Origin of the sequence: Agromyces neolithicus (assembly GCF_039529735.1) — a bacterium.
Taxonomy (GTDB): Bacteria; Actinomycetota; Actinomycetes; order Actinomycetales; family Microbacteriaceae; genus Agromyces; species Agromyces neolithicus.
Genome location: NZ_BAAANJ010000001.1, coordinates 123,915 through 150,585, shown reverse-complemented (window position 1 = coordinate 150,585; position 26,671 = coordinate 123,915). Strand labels below are relative to the sequence as shown.

Annotated in this window: 24 protein-coding genes; 13 read left to right on the top strand and 11 right to left on the bottom strand. The window is 69.7% G+C overall.

Annotation, left to right across the window (positions count from 1 at the left end; all coding sequences use genetic code 11):
- Positions 1 to 5: 5 nt before the first annotated feature.
- A complete protein-coding gene (purS, locus tag ABD164_RS00705) occupies positions 6 to 338 on the bottom strand; it encodes a phosphoribosylformylglycinamidine synthase subunit PurS (RefSeq protein WP_344292388.1) in 333 nt (110 codons plus the stop codon).
- A 192-nt stretch (positions 339 to 530) separates the two neighbouring features.
- On the opposite strand from purS, the gene ABD164_RS00700 reads away from it, so the two are divergent.
- Entirely contained in the window at positions 531 to 3,182 is a 2,652-nt protein-coding gene (locus tag ABD164_RS00700; RefSeq protein ID WP_344292386.1) for a choice-of-anchor Q domain-containing protein, read from the top strand.
- Positions 3,183 to 3,202: 20 nt separating this feature from the next.
- Positions 3,203 to 4,501 carry a wax ester/triacylglycerol synthase domain-containing protein gene (locus ABD164_RS00695; RefSeq protein ID WP_344292382.1) on the top strand — a complete coding sequence of 433 codons (1,299 nt, stop codon included), beginning with the start codon at positions 3,203 to 3,205 and terminating at the stop codon, positions 4,499 to 4,501.
- Between the two features lie 25 nt (positions 4,502 to 4,526).
- Here ABD164_RS00695 and ABD164_RS00690 read toward each other — a convergent pair whose 3' ends face one another.
- The 3 genes from ABD164_RS00690 to kynA are packed head-to-tail and all read right to left on the bottom strand — an operon-like array spanning position 4,527 to position 7,655.
- Positions 4,527 to 5,750: a kynureninase gene (locus ABD164_RS00690; RefSeq protein WP_344293355.1), complete on the bottom strand. Its 1,224-nt coding sequence runs from the start codon at positions 5,748 to 5,750 to the stop codon at positions 4,527 to 4,529.
- 32 nt (positions 5,751 to 5,782) lie between these two features.
- Entirely contained in the window at positions 5,783 to 6,772 is a 990-nt protein-coding gene (locus tag ABD164_RS00685) for an amidohydrolase family protein (protein WP_344292379.1), read from the bottom strand.
- A 4-nt stretch (positions 6,773 to 6,776) separates the two neighbouring features.
- Complete coding sequence (gene kynA / locus ABD164_RS00680) at positions 6,777 to 7,655, bottom strand: tryptophan 2,3-dioxygenase (RefSeq protein WP_425545876.1); 879 nt, start codon at positions 7,653 to 7,655, stop codon at positions 6,777 to 6,779.
- A gap of 134 nt (positions 7,656 to 7,789) precedes the next feature.
- Between kynA and ABD164_RS00675 the strand changes: the two genes are divergently transcribed.
- A complete protein-coding gene (locus ABD164_RS00675) occupies positions 7,790 to 8,755 on the top strand; it encodes an acetylxylan esterase (protein ID WP_344292377.1) in 966 nt (321 codons plus the stop codon).
- A 21-nt stretch (positions 8,756 to 8,776) separates the two neighbouring features.
- Here the strand turns inward: ABD164_RS00675 and ABD164_RS00670 are convergent, their stop codons facing one another.
- Positions 8,777 to 9,562, bottom strand: a complete 786-nt coding sequence (locus tag ABD164_RS00670; RefSeq protein WP_344292375.1) for a FadR/GntR family transcriptional regulator — start codon at positions 9,560 to 9,562, stop codon at positions 8,777 to 8,779.
- Between the two features lie 77 nt (positions 9,563 to 9,639).
- Between ABD164_RS00670 and ABD164_RS00665 the strand changes: the two genes are divergently transcribed.
- From ABD164_RS00665 to ABD164_RS00635, 7 genes are all read left to right on the top strand, one after another.
- Positions 9,640 to 11,229 carry an ABC transporter substrate-binding protein gene (locus tag ABD164_RS00665; protein ID WP_344292373.1) on the top strand — a complete coding sequence of 530 codons (1,590 nt, stop codon included), beginning with the start codon at positions 9,640 to 9,642 and terminating at the stop codon, positions 11,227 to 11,229.
- A gap of 89 nt (positions 11,230 to 11,318) precedes the next feature.
- The gene (locus ABD164_RS00660; RefSeq protein WP_344292371.1) at positions 11,319 to 12,275 is read left to right on the top strand and encodes an ABC transporter permease; all 957 of its coding nucleotides are present in this window, start codon (positions 11,319 to 11,321) and stop codon (positions 12,273 to 12,275) included.
- 1 nt (position 12,276) lies between these two features.
- Positions 12,277 to 14,376 (top strand): dipeptide/oligopeptide/nickel ABC transporter permease/ATP-binding protein, encoded by a 2,100-nt coding sequence (locus ABD164_RS00655; protein ID WP_344292369.1) that lies wholly within the window; start codon positions 12,277 to 12,279, stop codon positions 14,374 to 14,376.
- Positions 14,373 to 15,170 carry an ABC transporter ATP-binding protein gene (locus ABD164_RS00650; RefSeq protein WP_344292366.1) on the top strand — a complete coding sequence of 266 codons (798 nt, stop codon included), beginning with the start codon at positions 14,373 to 14,375 and terminating at the stop codon, positions 15,168 to 15,170. The genes ABD164_RS00655 and ABD164_RS00650 overlap by 4 nt, the downstream gene beginning before the upstream one ends.
- Before the next feature lie 57 nt (positions 15,171 to 15,227).
- Complete coding sequence (locus tag ABD164_RS00645) at positions 15,228 to 16,151, top strand: dihydrodipicolinate synthase family protein (protein ID WP_344292364.1); 924 nt, start codon at positions 15,228 to 15,230, stop codon at positions 16,149 to 16,151.
- Positions 16,151 to 17,116 carry an ROK family protein gene (locus tag ABD164_RS00640; protein WP_344292362.1) on the top strand — a complete coding sequence of 322 codons (966 nt, stop codon included), beginning with the start codon at positions 16,151 to 16,153 and terminating at the stop codon, positions 17,114 to 17,116. Before ABD164_RS00645 ends, ABD164_RS00640 begins: the two co-directional genes overlap by 1 nt.
- Positions 17,113 to 17,790, top strand: coding sequence for an N-acetylmannosamine-6-phosphate 2-epimerase (locus ABD164_RS00635; RefSeq protein ID WP_344292360.1), 678 nt, complete (start codon positions 17,113 to 17,115; stop codon positions 17,788 to 17,790). Before ABD164_RS00640 ends, ABD164_RS00635 begins: the two co-directional genes overlap by 4 nt.
- Before the next feature lie 60 nt (positions 17,791 to 17,850).
- On the opposite strand, the gene ABD164_RS00630 is transcribed toward ABD164_RS00635, so the two are convergent.
- The 3 genes from ABD164_RS00630 to purD all read right to left on the bottom strand — a co-directional run bounded on the left by ABD164_RS00630 (position 17,851) and on the right by purD (position 21,348).
- On the bottom strand, positions 17,851 to 18,693 hold the full coding sequence (locus ABD164_RS00630) for a VOC family protein (protein ID WP_344293351.1): 843 nt from the start codon (positions 18,691 to 18,693) through the stop codon (positions 17,851 to 17,853).
- A gap of 266 nt (positions 18,694 to 18,959) precedes the next feature.
- Positions 18,960 to 19,910: a phosphoribosylaminoimidazolesuccinocarboxamide synthase gene (locus ABD164_RS00625; protein ID WP_344292358.1), complete on the bottom strand. Its 951-nt coding sequence runs from the start codon at positions 19,908 to 19,910 to the stop codon at positions 18,960 to 18,962.
- A gap of 103 nt (positions 19,911 to 20,013) precedes the next feature.
- Complete coding sequence (purD, locus tag ABD164_RS00620; protein ID WP_344292356.1) at positions 20,014 to 21,348, bottom strand: phosphoribosylamine--glycine ligase; 1,335 nt, start codon at positions 21,346 to 21,348, stop codon at positions 20,014 to 20,016.
- 233 nt (positions 21,349 to 21,581) lie between these two features.
- On the opposite strand from purD, the gene ABD164_RS00615 reads away from it, so the two are divergent.
- Positions 21,582 to 21,974, top strand: coding sequence for a sterol carrier family protein (locus ABD164_RS00615; RefSeq protein ID WP_344292353.1), 393 nt, complete (start codon positions 21,582 to 21,584; stop codon positions 21,972 to 21,974).
- 41 nt (positions 21,975 to 22,015) lie between these two features.
- A complete protein-coding gene (locus ABD164_RS00610) occupies positions 22,016 to 22,405 on the top strand; it encodes a potassium transporter Trk (protein WP_344292351.1) in 390 nt (129 codons plus the stop codon).
- 7 nt (positions 22,406 to 22,412) lie between these two features.
- Here ABD164_RS00610 and purF read toward each other — a convergent pair whose 3' ends face one another.
- The 3 genes from purF to ABD164_RS00595 all read right to left on the bottom strand — a co-directional run bounded on the left by purF (position 22,413) and on the right by ABD164_RS00595 (position 25,378).
- On the bottom strand, positions 22,413 to 23,870 hold the full coding sequence (purF, locus tag ABD164_RS00605) for an amidophosphoribosyltransferase (protein WP_344292349.1): 1,458 nt from the start codon (positions 23,868 to 23,870) through the stop codon (positions 22,413 to 22,415).
- Positions 23,871 to 24,037: 167 nt separating this feature from the next.
- Positions 24,038 to 24,472 (bottom strand): hotdog fold thioesterase, encoded by a 435-nt coding sequence (locus tag ABD164_RS00600; RefSeq protein WP_344292347.1) that lies wholly within the window; start codon positions 24,470 to 24,472, stop codon positions 24,038 to 24,040.
- 294 nt (positions 24,473 to 24,766) lie between these two features.
- Positions 24,767 to 25,378: a zinc-binding alcohol dehydrogenase gene (locus ABD164_RS00595; RefSeq protein WP_344292346.1), complete on the bottom strand. Its 612-nt coding sequence runs from the start codon at positions 25,376 to 25,378 to the stop codon at positions 24,767 to 24,769.
- A gap of 184 nt (positions 25,379 to 25,562) precedes the next feature.
- On the opposite strand from ABD164_RS00595, the gene purM reads away from it, so the two are divergent.
- A complete protein-coding gene (purM, locus tag ABD164_RS00590) occupies positions 25,563 to 26,666 on the top strand; it encodes a phosphoribosylformylglycinamidine cyclo-ligase (RefSeq protein ID WP_344292344.1) in 1,104 nt (367 codons plus the stop codon).
- The last annotated feature ends 5 nt before the right edge of the window (positions 26,667 to 26,671 follow it).

The following is a 26,671-nucleotide window of genomic DNA, read 5'->3' as shown; positions in this document are numbered from 1 at the left end:
GCCGCTCAGTGGGTCTCGCCCGCGGGGGCGCCGAAGCCCTCGTCGGTGACGGATGCGGCTTCGACGGCCTCTTCGGCGAGCTCGACGTTGGTCACCTCGTAGTGGATGCCCACGACGTCTTCGATGACCTGGTTCGAGAGAATCTCTTCGGCGATCTGCTTCACGCTCGCGCGGAGCGCGTCGTCGACGGGCCCGTCGACCGTGAGCTCGAAGCGCTTGCCGAGGCGCACGCCGGTGAACCCCGTGTGTCCGGTGCGGGCGAGGGCGCCGGCGACGGCCTTGCCCTGGGGATCGAGCAGTTCGGCCTTGGGCATCACTTCGACGACGATGGTGGGCACCGCGGTTCTCCGTCCGGTGAGGGGGTGGATTCCTCGATTCTATCCGTCTCGGTGTGCCCCCCAGATCTGGGGCCAAAACACGAGCACTACTCATCTGTTGCGACGAGCGCAAGAAGAGGATGATCGCGATCAGGCGAGTGGCTCCCCGGCGAACAGGACTTCCTGTCCGCGTGACTCGCCGAGGAGGTCGCCATGCGCATCCCATCGACACGCCGCAGCCCGGTTGCGATTGCAGCAGCGACAACGACCGCTGTGCTCATCGGCGGGGTGCTCAGTGCATTCGCGCCGACGAGTCCTGCGCACGCTGACGCCGTCATCGTCGTCGATTCGACCTCGCAGGCGCTCGGAGGCCCGGGCTGCTCGCTGCCTGAGGCGATCCTCGCCGCCAATCAGGATTCGAGCCACGTGCAGCATCCGATGGCGAACGGGTTGTCCTTCGAGACGGAGTGCGCGGCGGGCAGCGGCGTCGACGTGATCGAACTCGCGCCGGCCGGCGTCTATGCGTTCGGCTCCGTCATCGACGACGCGTTCAACCACGTCGGGCCCACCGCGACGCCCGTCGTGACGTCGCACCTGATCATCGAGGGGCGCGGCGCGGTGATCAATCGCACCGGTACGACGCTCATGCGCGCGTTTGCAGTGCAGGACGGCGGGTTCCTCGACCTGCGCGAGGTGCACGTCAAGGACTTCGCCGCCAAGGGGGGCAACGGTGCCGGTCGCGGTGGCGGCGGTGGACTCGGTGCGGGCGGAGCGATCTACGTGCATGCCGGGTCTCTGCTCGTGCAGTGGAGCACGTTCGAGGCGAACAGTGCGACGGGAGGCAACGGCGGAGGCCGATCCGACACCGGCGGTGGCGGTGGCGGTGGCGGTGGCGGCCTCGGTGGCCGCGGCGGCGGGAGCACCAGCGACGGCGGCGGTGGCGGAGGATCCCGGGGTGCCGGCGCGTCCGCGCAGGCCTTCGATGACGCCGGCGGTGGAGGTGGAACCGTCGAAGATGGTGGGGCACCGTTCGATGCCTACGTCGGCGGCTATCGTTGCGGCGGAAGGGGCGCGGTCGGAGAAGACCTGGTCGACATCTTCTTCGGAGAGAACGGAGAGTCGGGTCGTTGTGCCGGCGGCGGCGGTGGCGGCGGCAAAGACCTGGCCTCCACCAGCGGTGACGGCGGCGACGGTTCCTACGGCGGGGCGGGCGGCGGCGGAGCCAGCGACGATGGCGACGGCGGCGTCGGCGGCTTCGGTGGCGGCGGAGGAGGAACGACCGTCGATATCGTCGACGGGTGCGGATACTGCGGCGGCACGGGCGGCGACGGCGGCTTCGGTGCGGGCGGGGGTGGCGGGCCCGGCGGGTTCGTGTTCGGCGGGCCGGGCACGGGTGGCACGTTCGGCGGCGACGGCAGCGAGCTCTACGGTGGCGGCGGCGCGGGCCTCGGTGGCGCGATCTTCGGCCACAGTTCGACGATCGCGGTGAGCAACAGCACGTTCGTCGGAAACTGGGTCGTGCGCGGGATCGCGGGTTCGGGTGCGTACCCTGACGTCGAGGCCGAGAACGGCGCGGATGCCGGTGGCGCGATCTTCTCCGTCGGCGGCGCGCTCACCGTGACGAACTCGACGATCACGGGCAACGAATCGACCGGCAGAGGTGCGGGACTCGTGGTCTACAAGCCGACCACGGGTGAGGCCACCTCGCTCGTACTGCGGAATACGATCATCGCGGGCAACACCTGGCTCGACGAGTGCTACCTGCGGGGAGGCGTCGCGGCATCGGGTATCAGCAACATGATCACGCCTCACGACGACGACGCCTTCACGGCGTGCCCTGCGGTCACGCAGACGGGCGACCCGCTGCTGGGCGCGTTGGCCGTCAACTCCCCCGGGCGCACCCCGACGATGGTGCCCGGACTTCTGAGTCCGGCGATCGACACGGGCGATGCGGCAGCGGCGCCGCTCGACGATCAACGCGGCGTGCTGCGACCTCAGTTCGCGGCTCCCGACATCGGTGCCGTCGAGGTCGCCCCGAGCGACTACGCCGTGTTCGATGCGACTGCGCCGACTGCGCTGCCGTCGGCCTCGCCATCACCGAACGGGAACGGATGGAACTCCGGCGACGTGACGGTCACGTGGAACTGGGCCGAGGAAGCCGGGGGGTCGGGCATCGACTCGGCGAACTGCACGACGAGTTCGACGTCGTCGGGTGACGGAGTCGACCTTCTGCTGAGCGCTTCGTGCGCCGACCTGGCCGGCAACAGCGGCTCGGCCGAGCACCGAGTCGACGTTGACGCGACCGAGCCGACGGTCACATGCGCAACGACGCCGACCTACGTCATCGGCAGCACGCCGACAGCCGGTCTCTCGGCGACAGTGACCGACGGGCTCTCGGGTCCGGCGGCCTCGCCGGTCATCGCCGACGTGATCGCCGCAGACGTGGACGAGCCGGGCGCGTTCACGAAGCCGCTCACGGGATCGGATCTCGCAGGCAACGAGACCACAGTGAACTGCGAGTACCTCGTCGCCTACGACTTCCTCGGGTTCTTGCAGCCGATCCCGCAGTCGTCGGTGAAGCGCGGCGCAACCCTCCCGGTGCGGTTCCAGTTGGGCGACGCGAGCGGCGACCCGATTCCGGATGCCGCGGCGGCGGCACTGCTCGCCCCGACCTGCCTCGTTCACGTGACGCTCGATGGCGCGGTGAAGGGCTGCGCCCGCTACAACGCCGTCTCCGACACGTTCCAGTTCGATCTCAAGCTCCCGAAGGCACAGTCTCGCGGCGAACACATGGTCGGCATCAGAGTCACGACGGCGGGAGGAGACACCGTCAACACCGACGCGACCGCGATCTTCGTGCGCTGAGGCACGCGCATGATCATCCCGTGACCAGCGCAGCGCGCGAGCGGTTCGAACGACTCTCGACCGCCGATGCCGCGAACATCGCGATCGACGCGCCAGACCAGGTCAACGTGTACATCATGGCTGGTGTGCTCGAGCCGGGCGGACCTGTCGCGCCCGACGGCTCCGTCGACCTCGATGCCCTGCGCTCGGCGATCGCCGAGCGTCTTCCCCGTGCGAAACGGCTCGGCCAGCGTGTGCGTCGCGACGGCCGGCACCTCGTCTGGGAGCCGGTGACGCCCGACCTCGCGCATCACGTTCGCAGCGTCGACCCCGTCGACGGGGTCGCCGGACTCGAAGCGCTCTGCGCTCGCCTCATGGTCACGCCCGTCCCGCGCGACCGGCCGCTCTGGGAACTGCTCGTCGTTCCCGGGGTCGCCCCGCGGAGCGTGGGAGTCGTGCTGCGGATCCACCACGCGATCGCCGACGGCTACGCCGCGGTGCGGCTCGGCGAAGTGCTCATGGACCCCGTGGATGCTTCGGCGACGATCACCCCCGCGGGAGCGAATCCGGAATCCGCCGCACCCGGGTGGACGCCATTCAGCGGGTCGCCCGGTGCGGCCGAGTTGCGCATGATCGCATCCGGACTGTGGCGCACCGCGACGATGTTCTGGCACCGCGTGCCGCGCACGCGACTGCTCGGCCGCATCGGGCCCCGACGGGGTGTCGGGTTCGCCGAGTCCGACCTCGCCGCCCTCGGCGCCGCGGCCCGCGCAGTCGACGCCACGGTGAACGACGCGCTGCTCGTCGCGGTGGCGGCGGCCGTGGAGGCGGCCCTGCGTTCGCACGGCGAGTCCGTGCCCGAGACGCTGCTCACGAGTGTTCCGGTCGCGCTTGCCCGCCGCGGTGACTCGGGCAATGCCGTGGGCGTGATGCTCGTTCCCCTGCCGACGCACGAGGGGGATCTCGGGCGGCGACTGCGGCACGTCGCTGCGCTCACTCGCAGGGCCAAGCACGACGCACGGTCGCGCGGCACGTTCGAACTCACGCGAACCCGGCTCGGCGCGCGGCTGTTCATGCGGCTCGCCCATCACCAGCGTGTGATCGTCATGTTCGTCTCGAATGTGGCTGGGCCGAGGCATCCGCTCGCCTTGGCCGGCGCCCGCCTGCGGCGCGTCTGGCCGATCACGGCGATCCAGGGCAACGTGCGACTCGGCGTCACCGCCATCTCGTACGACGGCCTACTGCGCTGCGCGGTGCACTGCGACGCCGACGCGCTCGACGCCGTCGTACTCGCGACCGCCCTGCATGACGAGCTCGCCCGCATCGCGGCGCTCGCCTGAGCATGCACCGCGGGTGGGCGGGTCGCTATGCCAGACCGGCCCGCTCGAGCAGCACCGTCTTCAGCACGTCGCGCGTGGCGGCGAGCCCGCGGTGCACCTCTTCGAAGCTCGTCGACAGCGGCGAGAGGCCGATGCGAAGGCCGCCGGGATCGCGGTAGTCTGGAATGACGTCGCGCTGCCACAGCCGCGCGGTCACCTCGCGCATCGCGGGGTGGTGCAGGGTGACGTGCCCGCCGCGCTCCTCGGAGTCGGCGGGGGAGGCGAGCGTGACGCCCAGCGGGCCCAGCCAGTCGTCGGCGAGGGTGATCGCGAACGACGTCAGCGCGACCGACTTGGCGCGCAGCGCCGGCATGCCGGCCTCCTCGATCATCGCGAGGGTCTCCTCCATCGGCAGCATGGCGACGATCGGCGACGTGCCCGAGAGGAATCGGCGAATGCTCGGCTCGGGCTCGTAGTCGGGGCCCATTGCGAACATGTCGCGCGTGCCGAACCAGCCCTGGATCGGCTGCGTGAGCACCGCCTGCAGGTCGTCGCGCACATACGCGAACGCGGGCGAACCCGGTCCGCCGTTCAGGTACTTGTAGGTGCATCCGACGGCGAGGTCGAACCCCCAGGCATCTGCTCGAATCGGAACCGAGCCGGCCGAGTGGCAGAGGTCCCACATGATGAGCGCGCCGGCGTCATGCGCGATGCGGGTGAGTTCGGGCGCGTCGGCGAGATACGCCGATCGATAGGCGACGTGCGAGACGACCACGAGGGCGGTCTCGGGGCCGACGGCCTCGGCGAGCTGCTCGGAGGTCACGCCCGTCGACGTGTCGACGTCGATCCAGCGCAGCTTCAGGCCGCGCTCATCGGCGATGCCGTCGAGCACGTACCGGTCGGTGGGAAAGTTGTCGGTGTCGACCACGATCTCGCGTCGCCGCGGGTCGCGCGCGACCTGTGCGTCGACGGCCGCCCGGGCGAGCTTGTAGAGCAGCACGGTGGTGGAGTCGCCGATGACCGTCTGCCCGGCCTTCGCCTCGATCACGGCGCGGCCGATGCGATCACCGATCTCGACGGGCAATTGCAGCCAGGCCTCGTCCCACCCGCGGATGAGCCGCTCGCCCCACCCGTCGCGCATGAAGTCGCCCATGCGCTCGATCGCCGACAGCGGCGGCCGCCCGAGCGAGTTGCCGTCGAAGTAGACGAGATCGGTCTCTGCGCCCGCGAACCGCTTGCGGTAGTGCGCGAGGCCGTCGACGCGGTCCATGCGACGGGCGAACGCGAGATGCGGGTCGAGGCTCACAGGGTCTCCAGGTCTTCGGCGGGCACGACGCAGGCGGTCGCCAGCCAGTCGGGCAGGTCGTCGAGGGTTGCGGGCGGCGGGCCGGGCACGAACGTCGCGATGCCCTCGGCACGGGATCGGCGCGGCCATGGGTCGGTGATGGTCGAGATGAGGTCGGATGCCCCGAGCCCCGCCTCGGCGAGCAACCCGAGTTCGGCGGGGTTGACCCCGAGCGGCTGATCTCCGTTGCCGAGGTCGGTGCCGTAGAGCACACGCCCGCCCGCGGCGCGGAAGCGGGTGAGGTTGTCGATCGCTCGTTCGCGCTCGGGCGTCGCCGACCCGTAGCCCGTCACGAACAGCGTCGAGATCCACCGCTGCCCGGCGGCGACGGCGCGCGCGATGAGGGCGTCGTCGATGCGCTCGGTGAACGGGGTGTGGGCGAGCGCGTCGACGCCCGCGTCGACGGCGAGTGCCGTCATGCCCTCGCCTTCGACATGTGCGACGACCGGCAGGTCGAGTTCGCGCGCGGCGGCCACCACGGCCGCGAGCGTGGCGTGGTCGAATACGGGCCCTGCGTCGGCATTGAGGGCGACCTTGATGACGGATGCCCCGAACGCCTGCTGCTCGCGCACCGCGGTCTCGGCGGCTCGGGGAAGGGCGGCGCGGCGGTCGGCACGCTCGGCGTCGAGCTCGCGCACGCTGCCCGGCGACGCCCACGGACGTCCTGCCGGGTAACCGCCGCGTGCCGTGAGGAAGTTGCCGGCGTAGTCGATGCGCGGGAACCCGTCGCGGCGTCGGCCCGCCGAAACGACGTCGAGCGGCGACCCGAGGTCGACGGCGCCGGCGAGGCCCGTTTCGGCGAGTGCGTCGACGCCGATGATCATGAGGTGCACGTGATGGTCGATGAGGGGCGGCAGCATCGTGCCGGTCTCGCCGGGGTGGTCGCCGTTCAGCGACCGGCGCCTGGGAGTGGCGAGCGGTCCGAGGGCGAGGGCCGGCCGGGTCATCCGATCACCCTGGAATCTCGGTGCGCACGGCGTACAGCTCGGGGAAGAAGGTGAGCTCGAGTGCGCGCTTGAGGAACGGGGCACCGCTCGATCCGCCGGTGCCGGGCTTCGAGCCGATGATGCGCTCGACGGTCTTCAGGTGCCGGAAGCGCCAGAGCTGGAAGTTGTCTTCGAGGTCGACGAGCTCTTCGCACGTCTCGTAGGCCGCCCAGTGCGCGTCGGTGTCGGAGTAGATCGCCGCGAACACCGGCACGAGCTCGGGCCGGAACGTCCACGCCTGGGTGACGTCGCGGTCGAGCACCGGCTGCGGGATCGGGTAGCCGGCCCGTGCGAGCAGGCGCAGGAACTCGTCGTAGAGGCTCGGCGTCTCGAGCTCGCGCGTGAGCAGGGCGTGTGCGGCCGGGTCGGACTCGAACACCGACAGCATGCGCGCGTTCTTGTTGCCGAGCACGAACTCGACCGCACGGTACTGGTAGGACTGGAACCCGCTCGCGTTGCCGAGCACCCCGCGGAACTGCGCGTACTCCGACGGGGTCAGCGTCGCGAGCACCGACCACTGCTCGGTCAGGGTCTTCTGGATGTGCTTGACCCGCGCGATGCACTTCAGTGCGCGCGCGAGTTCGTCGTCGCGCAGCAGGTCGCGCGCGGTCTCGAGCTCGTGCAGCACGAGCTTCAGCCACAGCTCGGTGGTCTGGTGCTGCACGATGAACAGCAGCTCGTCGTGGTGCTCGGGCTGCGAGATGGGGCGCTGCGCGCTGAGCAGGGTCGGCAGGTCGAGGTACCCGCCGTAGCTCATGCGATCGCTGAAGTCGGTGACGACCGACGACTCGATGGTGCGCGTGTTCGCCTCGACGCCGTCGCCCACGCCTTCGTGTTCTGTCACGCCCCCAGCCTACCGACGCGCATCCTACTCCCGGTGGTCGAGTAGGCGCGCCGGCGCCGTATCGAGACCTCGCGAGACATCGCGACACCGTCGGCCTGGTTGGATGTCCCTACCGAAACGAGAGGCCTGGCCACATGTACGTCGACCTTCCCGAAGCCGAACTGCGCGCCTACCGCGGCAGTGGCCGTGAGCCCGCCGATTTCGACGAGTTCTGGGCGGGCACGCTCGCCGAAGCCCGCAGCCACGACCTCGCCGTGACCGTCGAGCGAGTCGCGACGCAACTGACCACGCTCGACGTGTACGACGTATCGTTCGCGGGCTTCGGCGGACAGCGCGTGCGCGCGTGGCTGCGAGTGCCGGCAGGCACCGAGGGGCCGCTGCCCACCGTCGTGCAGTTCCACGGCTACGGTCGCGGTCGCGGCGACGAGGTCGAGAACCTGCTCTGGGCTTCGGCCGGCTACGCCCACCTCGAACTCGACACCCGTGGGCAGGCGTGGAGCGGATCGCGCGGCGCGACGCCCGACGAGGTCGGCTCCGGGCCGCAGGTTCCCGGGTTCCTGACGCGCGGCATCGAGAGCGCGGCGACCTATTATTTTCGGCGCCTGATCACCGACGCGGTGCGATTGACGGATGCCGCGCGCGAGCTGTCGCTCGTCGACGCCGGGCGCATCGCGATCTTCGGCATCAGCCAGGGCGGTGGGCTGACGCTCGCGGTCGCTGGGCTGGTTCCCGATCTCGCCGGCGCGATCGCGCGCGTGCCGTTCCTCTGCGATTTCCCGCGTGCGACGGTCATCACCGACGCGAAGCCGTACAAGGAGATCGGCGAGTACCTCGCCTGGTATCGCGACCGCACCGAGCGGGTGCTCGACACGCTCTCGTACTTCGACGGCGTGAACTTCGCGCGCCGAGCGAAGGCGCCCGTCTGGATCACGGCCGCGCTCATGGACGCGGTCTGCCCGCCGTCGACGGTGTTCGCGGCCTACAACAACTACGCGGGGCCGAAGCAGGTCACTGTGTGGCCCTACAACGGGCACGAGGGCGGCGGAGTCGACGACGACCTGCTCACGCTCGGCGCGCTGCGCGAGGTGCTGGGCCGCTGACGCGGTCGGCGACCGGGAGCCTCAGGGCCTGACGCCGGCCTTCTCGAGTGCGCGGCGCAGCGGCAGGTAGTGCTCGACGACGGCCTTGCGATACCGCTCGGCGTCGCCCGCGACGGCGGCGTCGAGCATCGCCCCGTGAGCGCGCGCCGTGTCGGCGATGTCGGCGGCCGGCGGGAGGCCGAGCATCGGGTAGACGACGGTGTTCACCTCCCAGAATGCGGCGACGAGTTGGCCGACGAGCGTATTGTCGAGGTATCCGAGCAGACGTGTGTGGAACGCGAGGTCTTCGACGGCGAACGGTTCGCCCAGGGCGGCCTTCTCGGCCATGGCGGCGACGAGCCCGGTGAGCTCAGGGTCGTCGACGCCCTCGAGGGCCGCGGCGATCTGTTCGGCCATCGCGAGGTCGAGCGCCTCACGAACCTCGACGACTTCGCGCAGCGCCGCAACGCTGTCGTCCTGGTCGACGACCCCGCGGAAGACAAGTCCCTCGACGAGGGGAGCAAGCGAGAGTTGGCCCACGTAGGTGCCATGACCGTGGCGCACTTCGACGATGTCGAGCGCGGCGAGCATTCGCATCGCCTCACGCACGCTCGACCGGCTCACCTCGAGCCGAGCGCAGATCTCGGCTTCGGTGGGCATCAGGTCGCCGGGGCGGAGGCCCTCAGCGAGGATCAGGCCCTTGATCTGGTCGGTCACCGACTCCCGCTTGCGTGGGGATGCGGAGTAGACCTGGGTCACGGTCTGGTCACGTGTCGTCATGCCCGGCTTGACCTTCCACTTGATGAGTATTACCTTCAGTGTACTCACGTAGGATGTCTGATGTCCGATATCACCAAGAATGTCCTCACCAGACGCCTCCCCGAACACCATTTGGATATGGAGCAATGATGATCCAAACCACAAGCCGCAGACGAGCGAAGTGGGCCGCCGCGTTGGCCGGCACCGTCGCCGTCACGGTCGCGCTCTCCGCATGCACGCCGCCGTCCCAGAACGACGACGCAGCCCCCGCCGGCGAGGTCGATCCGTCGGCCACGATCGAGGCCGGCATCTCGTATTCGCTCGGCGGCAGCTTCGACCCGATGCTCGCGTCGGGTGCGGTCACGCTCGCGGCGAACTGGCACATCTTCGAGGGTCTGGTCGACCTCGACCCCGTCACCCGCGAGCCGTATGCAGCCCTCGCCGCCGAAATGCCGACCGAGGTCGACGAGACCACCTACGAGATCGACCTTCGCGAAGGCGCGACGTTCCAGAACGGCGACCCCGTCACCGCCGAAGACGTCGTCTTCAGCTACGAGCGGGTCATGAACCCCGACACCGGTGGCTTCTTCGCCAGCTTCGTCGACTTCGTCGACACGGTCGAGGCCGTCGACGAAGACACGGTGCGCATCACGACCGAGTACCCGTTCGCACTCTTCAACGAGCGCCTCGGCGTCGTGAAGATCGTCCCGAAGGCGCTCGTCGAGGCTGACGCAGAGGCCTTCGGCGCGCAGCCGGTCGGCAGCGGCCCCTACTCGCTCGTCTCGGCCACTCCGAACGAGGCCGTCGTATTCGAGCGCTACGACGACTACAACGGGCCCCGTCCGGCATTGGCCGCCGGCATGAACTGGAACCTCCTGAGCGACCCCGCGGCGCGCGTCACCGCGATGTCCTCCGGCACGATCCAGGCCATGGAGGACGTTCCGTACATCGATACCGATGCCCTCACGGCGACCGCCGACGTCGAGACGGTGCAGTCGTTCGGCCTTCTGTTCATGATGTTCAACACGAAGCTCGAGCCGTTCGACGACCCGCGCGTGCGGCAGGCGTTCTTCTACGCGCTCGACATGGACAAGATCATCGAGACGGGCATGCTCGGCAACGCCGAGCCGGCCACGTCGTTCCTGCCCGAGTCGCACCCGAACTACCACGAGGCATCGACGGTCTACACGTATGACCCCGAGAAGGCCGAGGAACTCCTCGCGGAGGCCGGCGTCGACGGCATGGACCTGACCCTGCTGACCACCGACACGGGCTGGGTGCGCGAGGTCGCGCCGCTGATCAAGGAGTCGCTGGACGCCGTCGGGATCAACACCACGCTCGACATCGGCCAGACCCCCGCCCAGTACACCAAGGTGGATGCGGGCGACTACCAGGTCATGGTCGCCCCCGGCGACCCGTCGGTGTTCGGCAACGACCCCGACATCCTGATGCGCTGGTGGTACGGCGACAACGTGTGGCCGAACACCCGGTTCAACTGGGCCGACAGCCCCGAGTTCGCCGAACTCACGCAGATCTTCGACACCGCGATCGCCGCATCCGGCGACGCGCAGCAGGAGTCCTGGAACCAGGCGTACGACCTCATCTCGGAGCAGGTGCCGATGTACCCGCTGTTCCACCGCAAGCTGCCCACCGCGTGGAACGCGGACGAGCTGGTCGGCTTCGCCCCCGTGCCGACGACCGGACTGTCCTTCCTGGACGTCGGCGTCGCGCAGTAGCCCCACGACCGGGGCGGGACGACGTCCCGCCCCGGTCCTCCCCTCCGACCGCACCGTAGCGGTCCCGTTTCAAGCCGGAAGGACGGACCGTGTCGAACACGCTCCGACTGATCGGGCGCAGACTCATCCAGTTGCCCCTGATGATCCTGGGCATCACGTTCCTCGTCTTCTTCGTGATGTCCTTCTCCCAGGTCGACCCCGCCATCACCGCGCTCGGTGAGGGTGCGTCGATCGAAGACCGCGAGAGGTATCGCGAAGAGCACGGGTTGAACGAGCCCCTGTTCGTGCGCTATGTCATCTTCCTGGCAGGCCTCGTGCGACTCGACTTCGGCACGTACACGGCCAGGCAGCTGCCCGTGGGCGATGCAGTGGCGAGCGCGTTCCCGGTCACGCTGCAGCTCACATTCCTCGGCCTCTTCATCGCCATCATCGGAGCAACGCTCCTGGGCGTGGCGGCGGCGCTCTACCGCGACCGGTGGCCCGACCAGGTCATCCGCGTGCTCTCGGTCGGTTCGCTGTCGATGCCGTCGTTCTGGCTCGCCGTCCTGCTGATCCAGCTCTTCACTCTCCAGCTCGGCCTGCTCCCGGCATCAGGCCCCCTTCCCCCGTTCACTGAAGACCCTGCCGGGTGGCTCGCCAGGATGACCCTGCCGGCCATCTCGCTCGCCGTACCGGTGATCGGCCAGCTCTCACGCGTCGTTCGCACGGCGATGGTCGAGGAACTCGACCGCGACTACGTGCGCACCGCCATCGGGGCCGGCGTTCCCAGGCCCGTCGTGATCGCCCGCAACGTCTTCCGCAACGCGCTCATCACCCCGGTCACGGTGCTCGGCCTGCGCGTCGGGTACCTCATCGGCGGCGCCGTGGTCATCGAGATCATCTTCGCGCTGCCCGGCATGGGCACGCTGATCCTCCAGGGCATCACCAACAACGAACCCAATCTCGTGCAGGGAGTCACACTCACGGTCGCTCTCGCGTTCGTCGTGATCAACATCATCGTCGACCTCCTGTACGTGCTCATCAATCCGCGGATCAGGTCGGTGTGACATGCGACGCAAACTGACAGAAAAGCTCACCAAGCCCGGTCTGCGATTGGGAGGGTTGTCACTCAGCGCGAAGATCGCGCTCGGCTTCCTCGTGCTGATCGCGCTGGCCGCGGTGCTCGCGCCGTGGATCGCGCCGTACGACCCTCTGGCATCCGGAGCGCCCGTGCAGCCGCCCAGCCCCGAGCACTGGTTCGGCACCGACCGCCAGGGCCGCGACATCTTCTCCCGCCTCATGTACGGCGCCCGCTACTCGCTCACCATCGGTCTCGGAGCCACCCTCGTCGCCCTGCTGGCCGCTGCGGTGTTCGGCACGGTCGCCGCGACGGCGCCCAAGTGGCTCTCCGAGATCGTGATGCGCGTGATGGACGTCATCATGTCGTTCCCCGGTATCGCGCTCGCGGCCGTCTTCGTCACCGTTTTCGGTCAATCGTTGCCGGTCCTCGTGCTGACGATCGCGTTCCTCTACACTCCGCAGCTGACGCGAGTGGTGCGCGCGAACGTGCTCGACCAGTACGGCGAGGACTACGTCTCGGCGGTGCGGGTCATGGGCGCCTCCACGGCGCGCATCATCACCAAGCACGTCGTGCGCAACAGCCTCGCGCCGGTGCTCGTGTTCGCCACGGTGCTCGTCGCCGACGCGATCGTGCTCGAGGCATCCCTGTCGTTCCTGCAAGCCGGAGTGCCCGCACCCGAGCCGTCGTGGGGCAACGTGATCGCCGACGGCCGGAACCTCGTGATGAGCGGCTACTGGTGGGCGACCTTCTTCCCGGGTCTGCTGATCCTCCTGACGGTGCTCAGCCTGAACGTCCTCTCCGAGGGCATGACCGACGCGATGATCTCGCCTCGCGCACGAAAGCTCACGGCTGACGCCGCCTCGACCGAGGAGTCGACGCACGACCTCGAGGCCGCGCAGGCGCCCCTGCACGAAGGCGCGACGCCCGAGCAGGTCGCCGCAGGCATCGATGAGCTCGAGGTGCTCGAGACCTCGATCGTCGGTGAGACGGCGCTCGCCGAGGATCGCGCGGACGAGGCATCCGCACTGCACATCACGACGAATGTCGTGCCGCTGGATGTGCGGCTCTCCGAGCTCAGGGACCGCGAGCAGGCGCGCAGCGACCGGCTCGTGTACTCGAGCGACGCGCCGCCCCTCCTCGACGTGCAGGATCTGTGCATCTCATTCCCCCGCCACGGCGATGTCGACGTCGTCGACCACGTGAACTTCACCGTTCGCCCGGGCGAGACGATGGCGCTCGTCGGCGAGTCGGGATGCGGCAAGTCGATCACGTCGCTCGCGATCATGGGACTGCTCGACCCCCGCGCGAACATCCGCGGCCGGATCATGTTCGACGGCACCGACCTGCTGAAGATGTCACCGGCCGAGCGCAACGCGTTGCGGGGCAACGACATCGCGATGATCTACCAGGACGCGCTGAGCTCGCTGAACCCCGCCATGCTCATCCGCTCGCAGATGAAGCAGCTCACGGCACGCGGGGGAACGCGCACCGCCGAGGATCTGCTCGAACTGGTCGGCCTCGACCCCAAGCGCACGCTCGCGTCGTACCCGCACGAACTCTCGGGCGGACAGCGACAGCGGGTGCTGATCGCGATGGCACTGACCCGCGACCCGCGCCTCGTGATCGCCGACGAGCCGACGACGGCGCTCGACGTGACGGTGCAGGCGCAGGTGATCGAGCTGCTCAACCGGCTGCGTGACGAGCTGGGCTTCGCGATGCTCTTCGTGTCGCACGACCTTGCGCTCGTCGCCGAGCTCGCACACCGCATCACGGTGATGTACGCGGGCCAGGTCGTCGAACAGGGCACGACGACCGAGCTGCTGACGCAGCCGGTGCACGAGTACACGCGGGGGCTGCTCGGCGCCGTGCTCTCGATCGAGTCCGGTTCCGATCGCCTCCACCAGGTGCCCGGCGTCGTCCCGTCGCCGCGTGATTTCCCCGTCGGTGACCGTTTCGCGCCGCGTTCGTCCGACCCGGTGCGCAACCGCGGGGTCGTCACGGTGCGCCGCCGCATCGACGGCACCGACCACTACTACGCCGGGCATCCCGATGATGCTCCGGTCGAACCGATCGGGGCACGACGATGAACGAACCCGTCATCGAGCTGCAGGACGTGCATGTCCGCTACAAGGCTCGCAACTCGACGTTCAGGAACCGCCAATACGTGGACGCGCTCGACGGCGTCTCGCTCACCGTGCGCCGCGGGCAGACGCTCGGGATCGTCGGCGAGTCGGGCTCGGGCAAGTCGACCTCCGCGAAGGTGCTCGTCGGACTCGAGCGGCCGACCTCGGGGCAGGTGAAGTTCGGCGGCGAGCCGGTGCGGTCGTTCACCGCCTCGGTACGCCGCCGCCTCGGCCGCATCCTCTCGGTCGTCTTCCAAGACCCCGCCACCGCGCTGAACGCGAGGATGACGATCCGCGACGCCCTGCTCGACCCGATGCAGGTCCACCGCATCGGCACACGGGCGCAGCGCGATGCGAAGGTGCGCGACCTGATCGGGCTGGTGGGGCTTCCGGCGTCCACCCTCGACGCCCTTCCCGGCCAGCTCTCGGGCGGCCAGCGCCAGCGCGTCGCGATCGCACGCGCCCTCGCGCTCGATCCACAGGTGATCATCGCGGACGAGCCGACGTCTGCGCTCGACGTCTCGGTGCGAGCGCAGATCCTGAACCTGCTCACCGACCTGAAGAACGAACTGGGTCTCGGGATGGTGTTCATCTCGCACGACATCCAGACGGTGCGCTACCTCTCCGACGAGATCGCCGTCATGAACACGGGGCGTGTCGTCGAGTTCGGCACCGCGCAGCACGTCTTCGACGAGCCCTCCGACGACTACACCCGCACGTTGCTCGGCGCAGCGCCGAGCCTGTTGGCTCCGCGCTGAACCAGAACCGAACCACGAACCACGAACCACGAACCACGAACCACCAGGAGTTCCACCGTGACCACCACTGACTTCCGCGGCGTCATCCCGCCCGTGCTCACCCCGCTCGACGAATCGGGCGCCTTCGACGAGGCGGCGTTCGAGCGCCTCGTCGATCGGCTCATCACCGCAGGCGTGCACGGGCTGTTCGTGCTCGGCTCCTCGGGCGAGGTCGCGTTCCTCTCCGATGACGAGCGCACTCGCGTGCTCGAGGCATCCGTTCGCATCGCCGCCGGCCGTGTGCCGGTGCTCGCGGGCGTCAACGACATGACCCCGGTGCGGGTGATCGACCAGGTGCGCCTCGCCGAGCAGGCCGGCGTCGACGCGATCGTCGCGACCGCGCCGTACTACAGCCGCCCGAGCGCCGGTGAAATCGAGTCGCACTTCCGCCTGATCGCCGCGTCGACCGCGCTGCCGGTCTTCGCCTACGACGTGCCGGTGCGCGTGCACAACAAGCTCGACCACACGATGCTCGTGCGTCTCGGCGTCGAGGGCGTGCTCGCGGGGGTCAAGGACTCGAGCGGTGACGATGTGGCGTTCCGCCGCCTCGTCATGGCCAACCGGGCGGCGGGCAGCCCGCTTGCGATCTTCACCGGCCACGAGATCGTCGTCGACGGGGCGCTGCTGGCCGGCGCCGACGGCGTCGTTCCCGGCCTCGGCAACGTCGACCCTGCACGTTACGTCGAACTGTACGAGGCGGCATCCGCCGGCGACTGGGTGCGCGTTCGCGTGCTGCAGGACGAGATCGCCGACCTCTTCGAGATCGTCTTCCAGGCGAACGGCGTGAGCGGCGAGGCGGCCGGGCTGGGCGCGTTCAAGACGGCGCTCGCGCACCTGGGGGTCATCGGCACGAATCGGATGTCGCAGCCCGTGCCGCCGCTCGAAGGCGAGGCGGTCGACCGCATCACGGCGATCGTCGACCGGTCGCAGGTCGCGGTCTGATGCGCGCCGCGGTCGGTGTCGACCTCGGCGGCACGAAGATCGCCGCCGGGATCGTCGACGCCGACGGCATCGTGCACGCGCGCGGCTCGGTGCCGACCCCGGCGGCGCACGGCCCGGGCGCGATCCTCGACGCGGTCGTGGCGCTCGTCGGGGAACTGCTCGAGGGGCTGGCGCGATCGGCATCGGTCGATGCACCCTCATTCGAGATCGTCGGCTGCGGTGTCGGCTCGGCGGGCGTCATCGACGTCGAACGCGGCCGGGTCGCCTCGTCGACCGACACCCTCACCGGGTGGGCGGGCACCCCGGTGCGCGACGTGCTGCAGGCCGGGCTCGGCATGCCCGTCGCCGTCGTCAACGACGTGCACGCGCATGCCCTCGGCGAAGCCGTCCACGGCAGCGGTCGCGACGCGCGAACGGTGCTCATGATCGCCGCCGGCACGGGTGTCGGCGGTGCGCTCGTCGTCGACGGTCGAGTGCACACCGGGCGACATGGCGCGTCGGGACACTTCGGGCACATCCCCTCACCCGAGGCGGCAGGGCGCGCCTGCACGTGCGGCGGCGCCGGGCACCTCGAGGCGGTCGCCTCGGGGCCGGCGATGTGCGCGGTCTATCGCAAGCTCAGCGGTGACGGGTCGGTCGACGACGGACGCGAGGTCGTGCGGCGCGCGGAATCGGGCGACCCCCACGCCGGGGCATCCGTCGACCTCGCCGGCGCCGCCATCGGGCGGGCGATCGGCGCACTCATGAACGCGCTCGACCCCGATGCGGTGATCGTCGGCGGCGGGCTCGCCGGCGCGGGGGAGCGCTGGTGGCACGCGCTGCGTTCGGGCGCCGAGCGCGAGCGCCTCACCCTGCTTGCCGACACGCCGATCGTCGCGGGCTCGCTCGGCACCGATGCCGCGATCGTGGGAGCCGCCGTGCTCGCCATGTCGCAGGCACCCGATCTCGTCGAAGGAACAGCATGACCGCCTTCTCGCTCGAGTCGCTTCGCGGCGGACTCATCGTCTCGTGCCAGGCGTATGCCGGTGAGCCGATGCGGAACCCCGAGACCATGGCGCAGGTCGCCGAGTCGGCGGTGCGCGGCGGGGCCGTCGGCATCCGCGCGCAGGGCATCGCCGACGTGCGGCTCATTCACGAGCGCGTCGCACTGCCCCAGATCGGGCTCTGGAAGGACGGTGACGGCGGGGTGTTCATCACTCCGACGTTCGGGCACGCGCTCGCGGTGGCCGAGGCCGGCGCCGAGATCGTCGCGATCGACGGCACCCGGCGCGAACGACCCGACGGGCTCACGCTGCGCCAGACCGTCGAGCGGTTGCATGCGGCGTCGCCGGCCCTCGTGATGGCCGATGTCGGGTCGATCGACGACGGGCTCGCCGCTGCCGACGCCGGGGTCGACGTCATCGGCACCACGCTGTGCGGATACACGGGCGAGCGGCCCAAGACCGACGGGCCCGACCTCGAAGTGCTCGCGGAACTCTGCCGACGGCTCACGCTGCCGGTCATCGCCGAGGGCCGCGTGCACACGCCCGCGCAGGCCTCGGCGTGCATCGACGCCGGGGCGTTCGCGGTCGTCGTCGGCACCGCGATCACGCACCCCGCCACGATCACCGGATGGTTCGCCGAGGCCGTCGCGCGCTGAGGGGAAGACCGTCGGTCGAGTAGCCGGCGAAGCCGGCGTATCGAGACCCCGGGCGTCGCGCTACTCGGCCGCGCGCACCTCGACCAGGTTCGACCAGGGGTCGTCGAAGGCGAGCGTGCGACCGTCGTCTCGGGTCGGTACCTGGTGGTGCGACATCCGCTCGCCCAGCTCGCCCAGATCGTCGGCGGTCGGCACGACGATCTCGACCTTGCCGAGCCCGAGTGCGAGCTGGCGGCGGCCCGCACCGCGGCTGTTCCACGTGTTCATGGCCATGTGGTGGTGGTAGCCGCCCGCCGAGACGAAGAGCGCCTGGTTGCCGTAGGTCGTGGTCTGCTCGAAGCCGAGCCGGTTCACGTAGAACTCGCGGGCGCTCTCGACGTCGCCCACCGAGAGGTGCACGTGGCCGATGACCGCGTCGCCGAGCCCGGTGCCGGTGGCGGCTGCCTCGGCGCCGGCCTCGGTGAGGTGCTCACGCAGGTACTGGTTGGGGTCGAGGAAGATGGTCGACATCTCGACCTGGCCGTGCACCCAGCTCCACTTCGACCGGTCGCGGTCGAAGTAGAGCTCGACACCGTTGCCCTCGGGATCGTTGAAGTAGAACGCCTCGCTCACGAGGTGGTCGGAGCTGCCGGTGAACAGGCCCGGGTACTTCGCCGCGATCGAGTATACGGCCGTCGCAAGCGCTGTGCGCGTGTCGAAGAGCACGGCGGTGTGGAACAGCCCGGCACTGCTCGGCGAGGCGTGCTTGAGTTCGGGGGCATGCTCGAGGATGAGAAGCGGCGTCGTGCCACGGCCGAGCACCGCGACGGGTCCGTCGTGGCTCAGCAGCTCGAGGGTCACGCCGTCGCGGTAGTAGCGAATCATGCCGTCGAGGTCGCCGACGCGCAGGGTCACTGCGCCCATGCCGGTGTCGGCGGCGAGCAGTCCGCTCTTCGGAGTCTCATTGGTTGTAATCACAACTAATGATAACCCGCGACCGCGGGAACCTATTCCCGGCACGCTCCGGACGCGTACAGATGCGCGTGGGAGCAACCTTCTGCGACAGGAGCAAGCTTCGGCAATTGCTCCCATCGCGCAACATTGCTCCCACGGAGAAGCGGGCGGGGCAGGGCCGGGTGAGGCGCAGGGCAGGCGGGTGGGGCGCGTGGCAGGGCCGGGACGGGCCCAGGCTACGCGCTGGCCGTCAGGCGCTCGAGCAGCTCGCGGTACCGGGCGGCGGTCTGCGCGACGATCTCGTGCGGCAGGGTGGGCGGCATCTCCGACACGTGCTGGTCCCAGTTCGCGGCGAGCCAGTCGCGCACGATCTGCTTGTCGAAGCTCGCCATGCGCAGCTCGGGCGTCGCGCCGGTGGCGTACGCCGCGGCATCCCAGTACCGGCTCGAGTCGCTCGTCAGCACCTCGTCGGCCAGCGTCACGATGCCCAGGGTGCGGTCAGCGCCGAACTCGAACTTCGTGTCGGCGAGGATGAGGCCTCGGCCCTCGGCGATCGCCGCCGCGCGCTCGAAGATCTCGATCGACAGCTCACGCAACTGCGACGCGACGACCTCGCCGACGAGCTCGACGGTGCGCTCGTACGAGACGTTCTCGTCGTGCTGACCGAGTGGGGCCTTCCACGCGGGCGTGTACAGCGGCTCGGGCAGGCGATCGCCGTTCGAGAGGCCCGCGGGCAGCGCGATGCCGCCGATGGCGCCGGTCTGCTGGTACTCCTTCCAGCCGCCGCCGGTGAGGTAGCCGCGTACCACGCACTCGATCGGGAACATGTCGAGCGTGCGGCAGAGCGTCGCGCGGTCGGCGACGACGGCCGGCACGTCGGGCAGCTCGAGCTTCTCGAGGCGGTCGTCGAGGTGGTACGCCAAGTGGTTCGGCACGTCGGGCAGCTGGTCGAACCACCAGTGCGTGAGTCGCGTGAGCATGGCGCCCTTGCCGGGGATCGCCGGTTCGAGCACTGTGTCGTAGGCGCTCACCCGGTCGCTCGCGACCACCAGCACCACGGGCGAGAGGTGCATCGGATCGCCCGTCCACGAGTCGTCGTCCTCGAGCAGTTTGGAGGGCACGTACAGGTCGCGCACCTTGCCCGAGTACACGTGGGTCCAGCCGGGCAGTTCGCCGTTGTCGCTCATGGGGCTCAGTCTACGAGCGCGCGTGGAGTGCGCGATCGGCGAGCGAGGGCCCGGCAGGAACGTTCGGGCCGCCACTCCCGCGCCGATCGGGTACTCGTGCGGGCTATTCGGCGACGCGCGCGGCGATGTCGGTGCGGTACTGGCCGCCTTCGAGCCGAACGTGACCGAGCGCCTCGTAGGCGCGCCGACGGGCCTCGGCGAAGTCCTTGCCGGCGGCGACGACGTTGAGCACGCGCCCACCCGTGGCGAGCAACGGCGGGTGGGGGTGCGGCTCTCGCATCGAGCCGATCGCGGTCGCCGCGTGGGCGACGTGCACGCCGGGTACGGATGCCGCGGCCTCGAGCCCCTCGATGGCGCGGCCCGTCTCGGGGGCCTCGGGATACCCTTCGCTCGCGAGCACGACGGTCACCGCGGCATCGGGTCGGAACGTCGGCCGCGGCAACCCGCCCAGCCGCCCGGTCGCGGCCGCGAACAGCAGGCCCGACAGCGGCGTCTCGAGACGCGGCAGCACGACCTGCGTCTCGGGGTCGCCGAACCGCGCATTGAACTCGATGACGCGGACGCCGCGCGACGTGAGGATGAGCCCGGCATAGAGCAGGCCGATGAACGGCGTCTGCTCATGCGCGAGCCGGCGCACGGTGGGCAGTGCGATCGTCTCGATGACCTCGTCGACGAACGCCTGCTCGCTGCCGAATCGTCCGCCTCGACCGTCGACGGCGTCGGCGAGCCACGGCAGCGGCGAGTACGCGCCCATGCCGCCGGTGTTCGGGCCTTGGTCGCCGTCGCGCAGGCGCTTGTAGTCCTGCGCGGGCGAGAGCGGCAGCACATTGGTGCCGTCGGAGAGCAGGAACAGCGAGACCTCTTGACCGTCGAGGAACTCCTCGACCAGCACCGGACCCTGCTGCAGGTAGTGGGCCGCGTGCGCAAGCGCCGCCTCGCGATCGTCGGTGACGAGCACGCCCTTGCCTGCCGCCAGGCCGTCGGCCTTCACCACATAGGGAGCGCCGAACTCGTCGAGCGTGCGGCCGACCTCGTCGAGGGTATCGGCGAGCGTCGCGCGGCCGGTCGGCACGTCGGCCGCCTCCATGATGCGCTTCGCGAACGTCTTCGACCCCTCGAGGGCGGCCGCCGCCTTGCCGGGACCGAACACGGCGATGCCGCGGGGGCGCAGGGCGTCGGCCACGCCTGCGACGAGCGGCGCCTCGGGCCCGATGACGACCAGCTCGATGTCGTTGTCGAGGGCGTAGTCGGCGACGATGACGGGGTCGGTCGGGTCGAGCGCGATGGTGATCACGCTGCCACGTGCCGATGAGGTGTGGGATGCCCCGATGCCGGCATTTCCCGGAGCCGCGATGATCTCGTGGCCGGCCTCTTCATCGAGGAGCGCGAGGATGATGGCGTGCTCGCGCGCGCCCGAGCCGAGGACGAGGATTCTCACTGCCTCAGGCTACCGGATGCGCGTTCGACCGATCGGGCTCACGGGCGCGGAGGCAAGCGGCTGAACGGCCGAGAGTACGTGTCAGCGTCATTTCGAATCCGCCTCGATCGAGGCGGATTCGAAATGTGCGCGTTGCACTGGAGGTGCGGGTTGCACTGAATATGGGCGTGCGCGTCGCAATGTCATATGAGTCGACGCGGTGACGCGTCGGCCACTGCTGGTTGGATGGGGGCATGGCACGGGCGAGGATCGATGGCGAGATCGGGCGGGCGGCGATCGCCGCCATCGCGGCGATCGGGGCGCACAACGACGTGGACATCGCCGAGGCTGCGGCATCCGTCGACCGCACGACGCTCGCACTCGCGGTGCGCTATTCGCTGCAGCTGCTCGCCGAGCAGGCACCGGGCGCCACGGTCGAGGTGCGAGTGCCGCCGTATGCGGCGGTGCAGTGCGTCGAGGGTCCGAAGCACACGCGCGGAACACCGCCGAACGTGATCGAGACCGATGCCTCGACCTGGCTCGCGCTCGCCACGGGTGCGCTCTCGTGGGGCGACGCACGCGCCGCCGGCCGGGTTCAGGCCTCGGGGCAGCGAGCCGACCTGAGCGGGCTGCTGCCGATCGTCTGAGATCGAGGGCCGCCTGCCCGAACATGCGGGACAATGGAGGGGTGAGCGATGCGCAGAACCCCGCCCGACCGTCAGAGCACGACGATGACGACATCCTCGTCGTGCGCGAAGACGAGGTCGAGACCGACGTCGCGAACGACACGGTCACGGTGCGCCGCGCGCCGCGCTATGGGCGGTTCATCACCCTGGGCGCAGTGCTCGGTGCGATCGTTGCGCTGATCCTCACGTTCACGTTCGACGGTCAGCCGGCCTCGCCCGAGCTCGGGCTGCAGTTCGACAAGGGCCAGGTGTTCGGCTTCCTGCTGCTGCTGTGCGGTGTCGTCGGCGCGGCGGTCGGCGCCATCGTCGCACTGCTCATCGATCGCGCCAGCACACGCCGCGCGAAGTCGGTCGTCGCCGAGCACTCGTCGACGCACCACATCGGCGAATAGGCGGGGCTCAGCTGAGCTGGGTCTTCTCGACCCACTCGAGGTACTCCTCGGTGACCGTGCCGGTGACGTAGTCGCCTGTGAAGCACGACATGTCGAGTTGCTCGATCGAGGTGCCCTCGGTGATCGCAGCCTGCAGGTCGGCGACCTCTTGGTAGATCATGTGGTCGGCACCGAGCTCGCGGGCGATCTCGGGGATCTTGCGTCCGTAGGCGATGAGCTCTCGACGGCTCGGCATGTTGATGCCGTAGACGTGCGGGTAGCGCACCGGCGGCGCCGCCGACGTGAAGGTGACCTTGTTGGCGCCGGCTGCGCGGGCCATCTCGACGATCTGCTGCGACGTGGTGCCACGCACGATCGAATCGTCCACGATGAGGATGTTCTTGCCCTTGAACTCGGTGCCCATGGCGTTGAGCTTCTGGCGCACCGACCGCTTGCGCTCGGACTGGCCGGGCATGATGAACGTTCGGCCCACGTAGCGGTTCTTGTAGAAGCCCTCGCGGTACTCGATGCCGAGCTTGCGCGCGACCTGCATCGCCGACGGTCGTGACGAATCGGGAATCGGCATGACGACGTCGATGTCGCCCTTGCTCATATGGGTCTCGACAGTGGTCGCGAGCCGCTCGCCCATGCGCAGTCGCGCCTCGTACACCGAGACGCCGTTCATGACCGAGTCGGGGCGGGCGAGGTAGACGTACTCGAACGAACACGGCACGAGCCGCGGGTTCGTGGCGCATTGGCGCGAGATCATCTCGCCGTCGAGCGTGATGAAGATGGCCTCGCCGGGCTCGACGTCGCGCACGATCTCGTAATCGCCGTTCTCGAGCACGAGCGACTCCGACGCCACGATCCACTCGGGCTTGCCGGCATCGGTCATGCGGCGACCCAGGATCAGCGGGCGGATGCCGAACGGATCACGGAAGGCGAGCAGGCCGTAGCCGGCGATCATCGCGATGACCGCGTACGAGCCCTCGACGCGCTGGTGCACCTGCGAGACGGCCTCGAACACCTGGTCGGGGTCGAGCTCGAGGCCCTTGATCTGCCCCTGCAACTCGGTGGCGAGCACGTTGAGCAGCATCTCGGTGTCACTCGTGGAGTTCACGTGACGGCGGTCGATCGAGAACAGGTCGCCCGACAGCTCGCGCGTGTTCGTGAGGTTGCCGTTGTGCACGAGGATGATGCCGTACGGCGCGTTCACGTAGAACGGCTGCGCCTCTTCTTCGCGTTCGGCCGCGCCCTTGGTCGTGTAGCGCACATGGCCGAGCCCCATGTCGCCGATGAGCGAGCGCATGTCGCGGGTGCGGAACGCCTCGCGCACCTGCCCGCGCGCCTTCGCCATGTGGAAGACGGGGCCGTCGGCCGTGGCGATGCCCGTCGAGTCCTGACCGCGATGCTGCAGCAGCAACAGGCTGTCGTAGATCTGCTGGTTGACGGGTTCGGTGGAGACGATGCCGACGATGCCGCACATTCGAGCGATGGCTCCTCGTGGGGTGTGGTGATGCGCCCGAGTTGGACGTTCCATCCTCCCACACGCGCGCGTGTGAGCCGCCTGAGCGGCGCCTGCTGCTCAGCTGAGCGGCATCAGTCGGTCGAGTAGCGCGCGACGAAGGAGCGTGCGTATCGAGACCCCGCCTGCTAGTACTCGGACGGCTTCGCGAGCACCGCCATCGTGCACCGCGAGATGCACACGAGCCTGCCCGCCTCGTCGGTGATCCTGATCTCCCACACCTGCGTCGTGCGCCCGCGGGTGAGCGGCTTCGCCTCGCCGTAGACCCAGCCCTCGGCCACAGGGCGCACGTGGTTGGCGTTGATCTCCATGCCGACGCAGTAGTTGGCGGCCGGGTCGACGGTGAACGTCGCGCCCCAGCTCGCGAGCGTCTCTGCGAGGGCGACGGATGCTCCGCCGTGCAGCACTCCGCCCGGTTGGCGTGTGCGCTCGTCGACGGGCATGCGGCCCTTCAGGGAGTCTTCGGTGAGCTCGGTCATCTCGATGCCGAGCTCGTTGAGGAGGGTGCCGCCGCGACGCGAGTTCGCCCAGTCGATGGAGGCGCCGTCGAACCAGATGCTCATGCCTCGAGTCTGGCACGCGTCGTGGGTTGAGGAGCGAGCGCAGCGAGCGTCTCGAAACCCGATTGCGCACGGGCCCGCTTCGAGACTGCGCTGGCGCGCGCACGGCGGGCTTCTGCTCCTGTCCACATTTCGAATCCGCCTCGATCGAGGCGGATTCGAAACGAGGATTCCAGGACAATGCATCGTGCCCGGCGCGCCGGACGCCCCGGTGCACGCGACGCCCCGGCTCACCGGACGCCCCGGCTCACGCGAGGCCCCGGCGCACGCGACGCCGATGCGCGGGTGGGGAGCCTGCTACGCGAGTTCGGCGATGATCGGGTGGATGGCATCGTCGAACGCCGAGGCATCCGATCGCAGTGAATCGGTGACGGCGACGCTCATCGCGCCGATCCACCACACGCCGACCGCTGCGAACGGCACCACCTCGACGTTGAGCTCGAACGAGTGCGCGCGGCGGCCGACCTCGCGTTCGTGCTCGGCGATCGTGCCGGCGTAGGCACGGTAGGAATCGCCGCGGCGCGCGGCCGACGCGTTGCGATAGCCCTCGTGCGCCCACTCGGCCCACGCCCGGGCGGCCTCGGCGTGCGGAACGATCGCGGCCGCGAGCACTTCGGCCTCGGAGACGGGTAGCGCGACCTCGGTGTCGTACGCCTCGACGAGCTCGAGCGGCACGGGCGACGGATGCGCCTCGGGCTCGACGGTCATCGCCCACCATGCGCGCCACTGCCGCTCGAGCAGGTCGTGCTGGTCGATCTCGAGTCGAGCGCCGACCGCGCCGACGTCGCGCAGCCGCGGCAGCTCGACGGGCGAGGCGATGGCGAGCACCTCACGCAGGTAGAGGGCGAGCAGAACCGGGCGACTCGCATTCTCACGGATCACCCACGACGGCGTGCCCCCCGGCTGCATGCCCGAATTCTACTCGCGACCCCCTCCCGCCACCCGGGATTGTGCGCAATTCAGGTCGGGAGGTGTGTCGTGGGCTGCGCGGCACGGTGTGTCGCGCGACACACCGTGCGCGTACCTGAATTGCGCACGGGCGGATGGAAGGGGCGGGCGGGGCCCGACACTGGCGCGCGGGTACGCTTGGGGAGTGACCTCGAACTCGTCGTATGCTGCCGCCGGAGTCGACACCCGGGCGGGTGACCTGGCCGTCGAACTCATGAAAGAGGCGGTCGCCGCCACGCACGGTCCGAACGTGATCGGCGGGTTCGGCGGGTTCGCCGGGCTGTTCGACCTCTCGTTCGCGAAGGACTACGCGAAGCCCCTGCTCGCGACCTCGACCGACGGCGTCGGCACCAAGATCGCGATCGCGCAGGCGCTCGACACGCACGACACCATCGGGCAAGACCTCGTGGGCATGGTCGTCGACGACATCATCGTGGTCGGCGCGAAGCCGCTGTTCATGACCGACTACATCGCGTGCGGCAAGGTCGTGCCCGAGCGCATCGCCGCCATCGTCACCGGCATCGCGCGCGCCTGCGCCGACACCGGAACGGCTCTCGTCGGTGGCGAGACCGCCGAGCACCCCGGGCTCATGGGCGCCGACGACTACGACGTCGCGGGCGCCGCGGTCGGCGTCGTCGAGGCCGACCGCCTGCTCGGCGCAGAGCGCGTGGCCGACGGCGACGTCGTGATCGCCATCGAGTCGAGCGGCCTGCACTCCAACGGCTTCTCGCTTGTCAGGCACATCCTGGATTCGAAGGGCATCGGGTACACGGATGCCGCGCCTGAGCTTTCGACGACGTGGGGCGAGGCGCTGCTCGAGCCGACACGCCTCTACACCGGCCCGCTCGTGCAACTGCTCGCCGGCCCTGACGGCGACGCCGTGCACTCGCTCTCGCACGTCACGGGCGGCGGCATCGCGGCCAACCTCGCGCGCGTGCTTCCCCGCGGGTCGTGGGTCGAACTCGACCGGTCGACGTGGTCGCCCGCCCCGGTGTTCCGGGTGCTCAACGAGCTTGCCGGCACGACGCTCGAGTCGACCGAGGGCACCTGGAACCTCGGCATCGGGTTCTTCGCCGTGGTCGCGGCCGAGGCAGCGGCATCCGTGATCGCCGAACTCGGCGGCCTCGGGTTGCCGGCCTGGCAGGCGGGAACCGTCACGATCGGCGCCCGCGACCTCGCCGGCTTCGAGCAGGGAGCGAAGGGCGTCGACGGCGGTGCGGTTCGGCTCGTCGGCAGTTACGCGGGCTGAGCGGC